Annotated in this window: 7 protein-coding genes; 4 read left to right on the forward strand and 3 right to left on the reverse strand. The window is 41.6% G+C overall.

Features of this window, described 5'->3' with window-relative positions; translation table 11 throughout:
• Nucleotides 1–147: 147 nt before the first annotated feature.
• From HMPREF2952_RS10865 to HMPREF2952_RS02780, 3 genes are read right to left on the reverse strand one after another with little or no spacing between them, the layout of a single operon-like run.
• Nucleotides 148–2,451 (reverse strand): capsular polysaccharide synthesis protein, encoded by a 2,304-nt coding sequence (locus tag HMPREF2952_RS10865; protein ID WP_083314043.1) that lies wholly within the window; start codon nucleotides 2,449–2,451, stop codon nucleotides 148–150.
• Nucleotides 2,452–2,493: 42 nt separating this feature from the next.
• Nucleotides 2,494–6,192 (reverse strand): CDP-glycerol glycerophosphotransferase family protein, encoded by a 3,699-nt coding sequence (locus tag HMPREF2952_RS02775; RefSeq protein ID WP_070695249.1) that lies wholly within the window; start codon nucleotides 6,190–6,192, stop codon nucleotides 2,494–2,496.
• Nucleotides 6,193–6,211: 19 nt separating this feature from the next.
• Nucleotides 6,212–7,315 (reverse strand): stealth family protein, encoded by a 1,104-nt coding sequence (locus HMPREF2952_RS02780; RefSeq protein ID WP_049335791.1) that lies wholly within the window; start codon nucleotides 7,313–7,315, stop codon nucleotides 6,212–6,214.
• Between the two features lie 119 nt (nucleotides 7,316–7,434).
• On the opposite strand from HMPREF2952_RS02780, the gene HMPREF2952_RS02785 reads away from it, so the two are divergent.
• From HMPREF2952_RS02785 to HMPREF2952_RS02800, 4 genes are read left to right on the forward strand one after another with little or no spacing between them, the layout of a single operon-like run.
• Nucleotides 7,435–8,613, forward strand: coding sequence for a polysaccharide biosynthesis/export family protein (locus tag HMPREF2952_RS02785; RefSeq protein WP_049335793.1), 1,179 nt, complete (start codon nucleotides 7,435–7,437; stop codon nucleotides 8,611–8,613).
• Between the two features lie 11 nt (nucleotides 8,614–8,624).
• Nucleotides 8,625–9,794, forward strand: coding sequence for a capsule biosynthesis protein (locus HMPREF2952_RS02790; RefSeq protein ID WP_036492193.1), 1,170 nt, complete (start codon nucleotides 8,625–8,627; stop codon nucleotides 9,792–9,794).
• Nucleotides 9,794–10,591: an ABC transporter permease gene (locus tag HMPREF2952_RS02795; protein WP_004519071.1), complete on the forward strand. Its 798-nt coding sequence runs from the start codon at nucleotides 9,794–9,796 to the stop codon at nucleotides 10,589–10,591. Before HMPREF2952_RS02790 ends, HMPREF2952_RS02795 begins: the two co-directional genes overlap by 1 nt.
• Nucleotides 10,588–11,238, forward strand: coding sequence for an ABC transporter ATP-binding protein (locus HMPREF2952_RS02800; RefSeq protein WP_036492188.1), 651 nt, complete (start codon nucleotides 10,588–10,590; stop codon nucleotides 11,236–11,238). Before HMPREF2952_RS02795 ends, HMPREF2952_RS02800 begins: the two co-directional genes overlap by 4 nt.
• Nucleotides 11,239–11,292: the final 54 nt, after the last annotated feature.

The following is an 11,292-nucleotide window of genomic DNA, read 5'->3' on the forward strand; positions in this document are numbered from 1 at the left end:
TTTTATCTTCTGCCTGAAAGGATTGTTTTAGGATTTCGGATTATCAAGAACTATGTTGTCGTGCCATTCGTCATTTTTAACAATACCTAAAATCCTAAAATTGATCTTCAGGCAGAAAAGGAAAAGTGTAAACAACGCTAGGATTTCTTATATATCCGGATAAGCAATTTCATCTTCTGCGTATGGATTATTGAGCAAAAGAGGGCGTTTCCAGAAAATATTTTCACGCATCACTTTTGCAGGCACACCAGCCAGTACACAGTTTTCAGGAAACTGTTTCTTGGCTAGAGAAAATGCCCCCAACACACAACCGCTACCAATATGTGCACCACCTAACACGGTTGCACCATAGGCTAGCCACACATGGTCACCGATAAAAATATCTTTGGAACGGTTGAGTCGTTTGCCGGTGTCTAAATCATAGATACCATGCGAATCATCGGTACGGATTTGGTTGTTGGTAGCCAGCATACAATCATTGCCGATATGGATATTGGTTTTTTCGGCACAAGTTACATAAACGGGATTGGTGCTAGTTACGCCATTACCAATTTTAATGTTGCAATCATGGCCAACACGAAATGTGCCGAAAATACCGGCTTTTTCTCCAATGCTGAAGGTTCCGTTATTGCCTTTAAATTCAATAAAAGTATTTTTTAAGGCTGAGTTGTTGTGTAGCACAACACGATTATTTTTACCGAAAAATTGGACTTGTACATTATGCAGGCCTGATGGTGCTTCAATAATGTTGTTGAATTCATCTTGATAATAACCGGTTACACTGATTTTTTCAGATTTAAATTTTTTAGGTACATAAAACACATCTACCGTGCCTAAATGAGCATTTTTCAAATCTTGTTTAATAATTAGCCGATTGCCTTGCTCAGAAAAATAAAAGTCCACTATTTCATGTTCAAAGTAAACCGGTTTTTGAGATTTAAGTACGAAAGTCGTATCAAAGCCGTTGATTTTGATTTTTAAGAATAGTTCGTAGCTTCCGGGAGGTATGTCCGAGATGTCTATGCCTTTGTAGCCCGGTGTGGCAAACCAACATTTGTCGTAGGAAATGCTCGGGTGAAAGGAGTAGGTTGCAGTTAAATCTGGGCGATGGACTTTTGCCAGACTTTTCACAAATTCGCTAGATTGGCTTTTAATGATCAATTTATAATCAATATCGCTGTATTCTTTGGCACTTTGGCCTGTAAGAATGCCGATGCCTTCTAAAATTAGTAAATTGTTTACAAGTTTGAACATTCTTAAATCAATCAGAGCATCTGTTCTAATATTAATTTTTTTATCATGTGTAATATCGTTTTTTATGCAATTGTAAGAGTTTAAGATCTCTCTCCAAATATTCTCCCCATTAGCGTTTGAAAGAAGGCTGCCTTTATTGCCATTGAAGGAAATCTTTCTAAAGTGGGATAAGTTCTTACATATTTCCGATGAAGTGTTGCGGAAAATAATGTCTATATCAAAATTTGCTTGATTTTCACTGATATCGAATGCGAAGTCTACATTGTTTACGGAAAAGTCTAAAACCAATAAATTTTTAAAATATTTTTTCTTATATGAAATCCCATTGGCGTCTAATTTCGAAGTGATTTGTGCTTCTAAAATAGGCAAGGTGATATAGGATTTCCCTGTGTTATTATTTAAAACATATGATAGAAGTTTAACAATAGGCTCTGATTTCAAGAATAGTGTCTCTTTGTCATAAAGATTTTTGTAGATGGTTGGCGACCAAGAGTTATGTAGAGAGATAACACCACAGGTAACTTTATCTAGAATATTTGGTTGGAAACCAAACTTTTCATCAAAGTAAAATTTCTTATAATCTGAAACCGGATCTTGCGAATTAGGGAATGCAACAGATTCTAAAATATTTCCACTTTGTGTGCGGTCGATGATATAAAAACTATCGCTGTATTCTGGTTTTTTAAATAGGGGATTAATAATACCATTGCCAAAATAGCTCCATGGATATTGTTTGGGTTTGTTGATTAAACGATCTTGAGCAGTTTTGCGCCATTCTGACAAAATAGGATTGCCAGGTTTGGCACAATATAAAACTGCAAGATGGATTGCGTTGGAGTCGGGTCGGCCAAAAGAAATTAATTTAGTATCAGATATTTTATTGAATATATCAAAAATATTGTCGGTAACAATGCAATCCAAATCTAAAAATAATCCTCCAAACTTTTCCAGGACGGCTGCTGAAATGATGTCTGACTGCATAGCGAAAGAGATGGATTTCAGTTGTTCCAGATCATAGGTATCGCCGATATATTGGTACAGATTACTGTGATTCAGAATGTGGATTTTGCAGTTGGGAATATTTTTAATCCATGATTCTTTGCATAACTCTAAATAAGCAGGAATGGGGTTGGGAGATTCCCAGAATGCAAAAATATTATTTTGAGAAAGGTCGACTGCTGAAAAAAAATGTTGCATGTTTTATTGCTCCACGTGAATGCCATTAAAATCTATGTTTGTTTATTGGTTACGTTTTAAAATATTGAGCTGCTCGGTCAAGCATATTGTTAACAATTCTTTATTACTGTTGATATAGGCCACTTCTGCAGCCAGTTTCCAATACTCAAAAGTATTGAGTTGCTTAATACCTTTAAATACCTGATTGACTGCTTCGGTATTTTTCAGACGGCATAAAGCGGTTGTATAAAGATACACCGTCTCCGGTGAGGTTTGTGCAAAATTAGCCAATATTTTGGTGACAGACTCCCAATCTTGGTTTTGGGCAAGTTTTTCAGCTTCATACAAGGCCAAAGACGGATTCTCAGGATATTTTTGGCGCAGTTGAGCCAATAGATATCCTTCGCCGTCAGTGTTGCCGGTAGCGTACATTTTTTTCAGGTAATCAACTGTTAAATCTTCAGGAATTAAGAGTAAGTTTTCTTCAAAGGCACGGTTAAGCTGGGTAAATAATTTTTCAGAGTCACCACGTAATTTTGCAAGTCTTGCAATGGCAATGCGACAACTTGGGTCGTTTTTTGTGTGCTTTTCAAAAGCAACCAAATACTGATGCGCGCCTTGTAAGTTGCCAAGTTTCATGCAGAGGTAAGAAGCCAACAGCTCGGGTTTGAGATAGCCTTTTTGGCGATCATCCAAGCTATCAATATACATTCTCAGTAAAGCCAATGCTACAAAATAATTCTGCTCCGATAGCTTTTGTGCTACGGTCAACAAAGGTTGATATGAGTCGGGTAAGTCTGTACCTATCCGGGAAAACAGTTTTTCATACGGCCTTTTTGCTTGGTGAAATGAGGCTGCAAGCAATGAGATAAGTAAATCATTTTGCGTTCCTATATGCTCGTTTTCAGCAAAAAATTCCGCCCCTTTAACAGCATTACCGATATATAAGTCTATTTTCGCATGCCAGTAACCAGCGGTATCGGGATAATCAGGTAACAGGTTTTGCAAAGTATCAAACTGTTTGCTCTCAAATAAAGCGTTCAGATAACGATGGCGATAATCAGCTGTTTCTTCCGCATTCAGACGGCCTGTATCAAGCAGGGTTTGGATACGGCTTGCAGCCAAGTCCCATACTTGATGATTCTCTGCTTGCTTAATCATATTGATTAAAATCGGCATATTGTCAGCGGTTTCGGCATGGTCAAGAGCAGTAATAGCTTGATACACACGTTCGCAGTTGCCACCTTCTTGGAAGGGGAAAGTATCGCGGATGCGAGCAAGATATTCGGGTTTGGCATGTCCTGATTTTAAAATGTTTTCTAATTCACCCAGCGTTTCATGCTGATTGATGGTAATAGGGCCAAATCCATCAGTTTCGTAAGAGAAATAGCCTTTTTGATAGGTGTGCGTACCTGAAAAGAAGGCTTCTTTATCAAATTGATAGTAAATAATTGCTTTATTCAGATAGGCCATGTCAAATGCTACTGATGAGTAGTCGGTAATCAATACGGCGCAACGTCCGAAAAGATACTGAATACTTTCAGTTTCACGCAGTCCACTCCAGATTTTTATATAGGTAGGGACATTCATTACTTCCAAATAGGGCTCGATATTTGGGTGTGGTGCAAAAATTACTTCGTAGCCGTAGGTTTCTGCCATTTCCTTCAGGCGCTGGTCGTGAAGCAGAGCCTGCCAGTAACGGGCATAGTCAGTTTCCATAAAAGCACTGTTGAGCGTACGAGTATTGCTACCTGTACCGATATTTTGACCGACAATGTTATTGCGCCAAGTTGGCATAATCAGGATCTTGCGACTGTCGGGCTTATTTTTTGATAGTAAGGAGTCGTAGCGTGGAAATCCAGTTAGTGCTACTTCTTTTTCGGTCAGCTTGTAGGTATTGAAGTCAGCCTTAATCGAGCGACTTTCTGGCTCAGTAGTGGTAATGAAACAGTGTAGGTTTTGCTTGCTATTTGTCCATGCAGAAAGATTGTCTTTAGTTACTCCGTGCTGAAGAAAGACAAATTTTTTGCTGTGTTCGTATAAATCCCCAAAATAATTGTTGATGTGTTTTTCCAAATGACTGGAAATGATTTTTTCAGCTTTACGTAGATGTCGTTCATATTCACTACCGCCGAATTCTACAAGTTTGAAGCCTTCTTGTTCGAGGCGGTTCCAGTCTGGGGCAGTTTTGTTGAGTACGAAATAGCAAGTTTGTTCAGGGTGGTTCTGCATCATATAACGATAAAAATGCTCAGCGTTGTCGTCAGCTTTAGTTTCCCTATCCATTAAGAGCCAGCTGCCGTCTGAAAGGTATTTTTCGGACGGCGTAAATAAACCGATAAGTTCATTTAATGCGATACCGTGCATAAAGGTTTTACCTTTAATTGAAATTCGCATTGCTTTTTTGTTAAGTAGAATATTAATTTTGGCATTGTCTGCAACATCACCATAGGGAACCCACAAACGTTTTTCGTAAACAAATAATTGTTCATTTAGCTTATTGACCACGCTTTTTGCATAGACAGGAATAAGATCACGCCCATCGGCTTGCACAGAATATGGCTGGTCGAAATAGGTAAAATAGCTGATAAGGAACTGTTTGCGTTCACGATCAATGTTTTCAATATAGGCGATTTGGAATGGCGGCTCGCTCTGTTTGAACATTCCAAGCATGCCAACTTTATGGAATAGCCATACTCCTGCTAAGCCAAATTCCATAATATTTTTTTGATCAATATAATCAAAAACCTGCTGCATTAGATCATAAAAATGTGATTTTTGTTTAGTATTCAACAAATCTAGACGTTCAGGTCTATTAAGCAATTGTTGAATATACCAAGCCATATCATATAATGCGGTTTTTTGTATTGAGGAGGGTACATACCCTAAGCGGTTTTTATAGTTTTTAAGCATAGGCAAGAAGCCATACTCAAAAACATTAGAAAACTTTTCTACTTTTTGCCAAGAAGTATCTAGAGTGGATGTGCCACTTTCACGTTTGCGATAGAAATAGACGGCATCTCTGTCAAACACAGCTTTTGCGTCCTGCAAATCTAATAAATAGTCTGCAATAAATTTGCCATCTTCAAAGTTTGGCTTAACATTGTGGTCAAACACCAAATTCTGTTTTTTAATATGGCTGACTCTGAAAAAGGTTGAGGCAGCAGACATATTGATAAATTTATCGAGCTTGGCAACATCAATAACGTGGGTTTTGTTAAAACGGAATCTTAGAGGATGACTATCTTTAATGATATTTTGATTTTCAAAGAAAAATTTCATATTAGTAGCTACAGTTACTGCCGACGGATGTTGGCTAATTTGAGTATCTACTGATTTGAAGTAGTCAGGGTGAAGATAATCGTCAGGGTCAGTAAATACTACCCATTCAGTTTGTGTATGTTGCAAACCCAGATTGCGTGCCGAGGCCTGGCCGCCATTTTCTTTGTAAAAATAATGGATATTTTGGGGAAACTTGGCTTGCCATCGTTTGATGATTTCTGCCGAATGGTCGGTTGATCCATCATCTACTAGAATGATTTGAATGTGTTTTTTGAAATTCAAGCTTTGTTTGACGATGCTGTCAAAGTATTCATCAAGGTATTTTTCGACGTTATAAACGGCTGAAACGATTGTAAATTGATTATTACCTTCGTATTTTAAGGGAAGGTATTTTTTGAGTTTCATTACGCGTTTGGCGTACATGTCGCGGAAAAAGAGTTTAGGGTCTCGTAAGAGCTTCCGAAATTTTTTATTGTTCATTTTTTTTAACCTTTTATTTTTATTTGGTTTTGAAGTAATTTTCCAGCATTTGAATCAGTTTGTCCTGGTAGTTTTCAATCTGTTGCTGGCTGTGAAAATCGTTGGCACAAAAAGAGTGTGGCTGCCGCCCATTTTTTTTATTTTCCAAGAGCTTGATATATTGGGCAGGCGCTTTGTTGGAGCGGATATTAAAATAATAACATATTTCATTACCTACTGTAGATTTCCTGTTTAAAAACATCAGCCAAGGTACGAGGAAGGTGGCAAGGTTGAGATCGTGGTTAGAACGGAAACGGTTGGATAAAAAGGCTTCAATCTCAGTACGGTAGTGTTGCCAAGCAAATTGAAAGCTGCTTTTATGCAGTGGAATATAGGTGTGTACTAACGGACGGTCGATGTGGCAGTCGTAGTGCTGTTGTAATAGTGTGATGCAGTTTTTTGAGGCGGAAAGAGTGGGTGTGTCGGTTCCTCTTTCGGACATTTGTTTTAGGCTTTTGTCTGCAATAAAAAGTGAAGCAATCCCGTTGGCGTGAAAAAAATGTTCCTTCGGTAATGGTCGGGCAACAAATACATCATCGTTAAAATAGATGAAGTGTTCATTTAGATTAGGAATGTTGTGCAAGTGTGCTTCGATTACATGCGAATTGAAGGTGGGCAGGTATTGCGGGTCAATGATTTGACTGTGATCTATTATGCTGACATTGGGATAGTCGGCAGGATTGAGCCAGTCGGGGCGTTGGTTGTCGGTAATGATGTAGATATGGTTGACCCACGACAGGAAGGTGCGCACGCTGTGAAGTGAATAGTAAAGTTCGTTGTGGTTGCTGAAACGGGCTTCGTCATTATTGTGGAGTGCGTTTTGTTCGGCAGTAGGGCTATGTTGGCGCCGACGTTTCTGCCATTTGGGATCTTGGTTATTTACCCATGTGAAAACGACATCAACTTTAATAGGGGGAAGGTCGATACTATTTTCAATTTCGGCTAAATACAGGCTGTTGTCGATAATGACCGGTTCGTCAGACTCTGTTGTACGCTGTTCGGCGTTTCGGACAGGGTATCTTTTGTTGAGATAGTCGCGGAAGAATACACCTGGTTGTCGAATCAGTTTTTTAAGTTTTCTCATGACGGTATTCGCTGTAATGTGATGTCTTTTGATGCTTATGTCAGGTTTTCAGACGGCCTAATATTTCATCAGGTGTTATAATGGCTGTGCGTAATTAAAAGTATAGTGAGATTTAATCAATGTTGAAAGCAGAATGTCTTACCCGCAGGGGCATGTTATTGTTGTGTGTCAGTCTGTTGGCTGCATGCTCTTCTCTTCCTACTTCCGGCCCAAGTACACGAAATGTTGTTGCTTTGGGGCAACAGTCGGCTACAGCCGAAGTGCCAGAGGTGGAGTTGATTGATGTGAATGGTGCGGTAGCTCAGTCGCTATATCAAGCGCAAGTTAATCAGTCATTTGCTCAGTTGGGCGATGGTACATCATCAATAGGGGCTATCAATATAGGTGATGTGCTGGACATTACGATTTGGGAAGCTCCTCCGGCTGTGTTGTTCGGCGGAGCTTTGTCGTCTACCGGTTCGGGTAATGCGCAGCAAACGAAGCTGCCTGAACAGATGGTCAGCTCTGCAGGTACGATTTCTGTGCCGTTTATTGGCGATGTGTCTGTCCTTGGTAAAACACCGGTTCAGGTGCAAAACATTATTAAAGGCCGTCTGAAAAAAATGGCAAACCAGCCGCAGGTAATGGTGCGCATGGTGCAAAACAATGCGGCGAATGTATCGGTTATCCGCGCGGGTAACAGTGTGCGTATGCCTTTGACGGCTGCAGGCGAGCGTGTGTTGGATGCGGTGGCTGCCGTGGGCGGTTCGACTGCGAATGTTCAGGATACGAACGTACAGCTGACACGTGGCAATGTTGTCAGAACGATTGCTTTGGAAGACTTGGTGGCGCATCCGCGTCAAAATATTTTGTTGCGCCGCGGTGATGTAGTCACAATGATTACTAATCCAAGCACGTTTACGTCTATGGGTGCGGTCGGTCATACGCAGCAGATTGGTTTCTCTGTGAAGGGCTTATCTTTGGCTGAGGCTGTGGGACGTATGGGCGGTCTGCAGGATTATAGTGCAGATGCGCGCGGCGTATTTGTATTCCGTTATGCGCCTTTGTCCGAGCTGCCTCCTGAGAAACAATCTAAATGGGTTGAAAAGGGTTATGGCGATCGTGCGGAGATTCCTGTGGTCTACCGTTTGAACCTGGCAGATGCGAATTCTATGTTTTGGATGCAGCGTTTCCCTGTGAAGGATAAGGACGTGGTGTACGTATCGAATGCACCGATGGCCGAAGTACGCAAGTTCTTGTCATTTGTGTTCTCGCCTGTGGTTAGCGGTGCGAACAGTATTAATAATTTAGTGAACTGATGGGGAAAATAATGTCTGAGCAAGTTTCTGCAAATGTGGATGTGAAACCGGAACAACCGGCTCCCGAAAAGAAAAAGGCCAAAAAGTCTTGGTTGCGTAAGATTAATCCGTTGCTTTGGGTAACGGTTATCGTGCCGACTTTGTGTTCCGGTGTGTATTACGGACTATTTGCTTCTGATCAGTTCACATCCCAGTCCAGCTTTGTGGTGCGTTCTCCTAAAAGCCAATCGTCTTTGAACGGCTTGGGCGCTATTTTGCAGGGGTCTGGTTTCTCTCGTGCGCAAGACGATATTTATACCGTGCAGGAATATATGCAGTCGCGTTCGGCTTTGGACGCGTTGCGTAAGAAAATGCCCGTTCGTGATTTTTATGAAAAAGAAGGCGACATTTTCAGCCGTTTTAATGGTTTTGGCCTGCGTGGCGAGGATGAAGCGTTTTATCAATACTACCGCGATAAGGTATCCATCCATTTTGACTCTGTCTCAGGCATTTCTAATTTGAGCGTTACATCTTTCAATGCCGGTGAATCTCAAAAGATCAATGATGCTTTGCTCAAACAGGGTGAGGTATTGATCAACCAGCTGAACGAACGTGCGCGTCAGGATACGATTCGTTATGCTCAGGAAGTGGTCAATTCGGCTGAAGAGAAAGTTAAAGAAGCTTCGGCTCAATTGACAAAATTCCGTGTGTCCAACGGTATTTTTGACTTGAAGGCGCAATCCGATGTGCAAATGGGTTTGGTATCCAAATTGCAGGACGAGTTGATTGTCATTCAAACTCAGCTTGACCAGGTAAAAGCCGTTACGCCTGAAAACCCGCAAATTCCAGGTTTGATTGCGCGTGAAAAGAGCTTGCGTAAAGAAATCTCGCAACAAATGAAAGCGATTTCCGGCGGTGGCGAGGGTTCGTTGTCCAATCAGGCGGCGGAATATCAGCGCGTGTATTTGGAAAACGAATTGGCTGAGAAACAATTGGCTGCAGCGATGACTTCTTTGGAAAGTGCGAAAGCGGAAGCAGATCGTCAGCAATTGTATTTGGAAGTGATTTCCCAGCCGAACAAACCTGACTTGGCGCATGAACCAAACCGTCTGTACAACATTGTGGCAACGTTTGTCATCGGTTTGATTGTCTATGGCATTGCCGTGTTGCTGTCTGCAAGTATCCGTGAGCATAAAAACTGATGAAAGAGCTACATAAAACATCGTTTTTGGAGTCGCTGCTTATCCAAAAAAGGGTAATCGGCGCGCTCTTAATGCGTGAAATTATTACTCGCTACGGTCGTAATAACATTGGTTTTTTGTGGTTATTTGTCGAACCTTTGCTGCTGACTTTGGTTATGGTGTTGATGTGGAAGTTTTTCCGCATGCACAACGTGTCGGCTTTGAATATCGTGGCTTTCACGCTGACAGGCTATCCGATGATGATGATGTGGCGTAATGCCTCTAATCGCGCCATCGGTTCGATTGCGGCCAACACAAGCCTGCTGTATCACCGAAATGTACGTGTTTTAGATACCATTTTTGCGCGTATGTTGTTGGAGATTGCCGGTGCCACCATTGCGCAGGTTGTGATTATGGCTGCATTGGTCGTCATCGGCTGGATTGATGTACCGGCAGATATTTTCTATATGTTGTTGGCTTGGCTTTTGATGGCAATGTTTGCCGTTGGATTGGGGCTGGTCATCTGTTCGGTGGCGTTTCACTTTGAGCCGTTTGGCAAAGTTTGGAGTACCATCAGTTTTGTGATGATGCCTTTGTCCGGCGTGTTTTTCTTCGTACACAACCTGCCTCAGCAGTTGCAACACTATGTGCTGATGCTTCCGATGGTGCATGGTACAGAAATGTTCCGTGCCGGATATTTTGGTAACAGCGTTACGACTTACGAAAATCCTTGGTATATTTTGTTGTGTAATTTAGTTTTGCTGCTGCTTGGTTTGGCGATGGTGGCGAGATTCAGCAAAGGGGTTGAGCCGCAATGATTTCAGTTGAACACGTTTCCAAACGCTATCTGACCCGCCAAGGTTGGCGGACAGTCTTGCACGATATCAACTTCAAAATGGAGAAGGGCGAGAAAATCGGTATTCTCGGCCGCAACGGTGCAGGTAAATCGACGCTCATCCGTTTGATCAGTGGCGTTGAGCCGCCGACCACGGGTGAAATCAAGCGGACGATGAGTATTTCTTGGCCTTTGGCATTCTCCGGTGCGTTTCAAGGCAGCCTGACCGGTATGGACAATTTGCGTTTCATCTGCCGGATTTACAATGTCGATATCGATTATGTGAAGAACTTTACCGAAGAGTTTTCCGAGCTAGGGCAATATCTTTACGAGCCGGTTAAGCGTTATTCTTCAGGTATGAAGGCGCGTTTGGCATTTGCTTTGTCGTTGGCGGTAGAGTTTGATTGCTATCTGATTGACGAAGTGATTGCGGTTGGCGACTCGCGCTTTGCCGATAAATGTAAGTACGAGTTGTTTGAAAAGCGCAAAGACCGTTCCATCATTTTGGTGTCGCACAGCCACAGCGCCATGAAGCAATATTGCGATAATGCGATGGTGCTGGAAAAAGGGCATATGCACCAGTTTGAAGATATGGACAAAGCCTACGAATATTATAATTCGCTGCCTTAAAGCGATTGTTTTTTAAATCAGGCCGTCTGAAATTTCAGACGGCCTGTCCGTTGG

Source organism: Neisseria sp. HMSC068C12 (genome assembly GCF_001814095.1).
Classification (GTDB): domain Bacteria; phylum Pseudomonadota; class Gammaproteobacteria; order Burkholderiales; family Neisseriaceae; genus Neisseria; species Neisseria perflava.

What these genes read in the sequence shown, in the direction of transcription:
- HMPREF2952_RS02785 (WP_049335793.1), top strand. Translation starts at nt 7,435, where the DNA reads ATGTTGAAAGCAGAATGTCTTACCCGCAGGGGCATGTTATTGTTGTGT.
- HMPREF2952_RS02780 (WP_049335791.1), bottom strand. Translation starts at nt 7,315, where the DNA reads ATGAGAAAACTTAAAAAACTGATTCGACAACCAGGTGTATTCTTCCGC.
- HMPREF2952_RS02790 (WP_036492193.1), top strand. Translation starts at nt 8,625, where the DNA reads ATGTCTGAGCAAGTTTCTGCAAATGTGGATGTGAAACCGGAACAACCG.
- HMPREF2952_RS02775 (WP_070695249.1), bottom strand. Translation starts at nt 6,192, where the DNA reads ATGAACAATAAAAAATTTCGGAAGCTCTTACGAGACCCTAAACTCTTT.
- HMPREF2952_RS10865 (WP_083314043.1), bottom strand. Translation starts at nt 2,451, where the DNA reads ATGCAACATTTTTTTTCAGCAGTCGACCTTTCTCAAAATAATATTTTT.
- HMPREF2952_RS02795 (WP_004519071.1), top strand. Translation starts at nt 9,794, where the DNA reads ATGAAAGAGCTACATAAAACATCGTTTTTGGAGTCGCTGCTTATCCAA.
- HMPREF2952_RS02800 (WP_036492188.1), top strand. Translation starts at nt 10,588, where the DNA reads ATGATTTCAGTTGAACACGTTTCCAAACGCTATCTGACCCGCCAAGGT.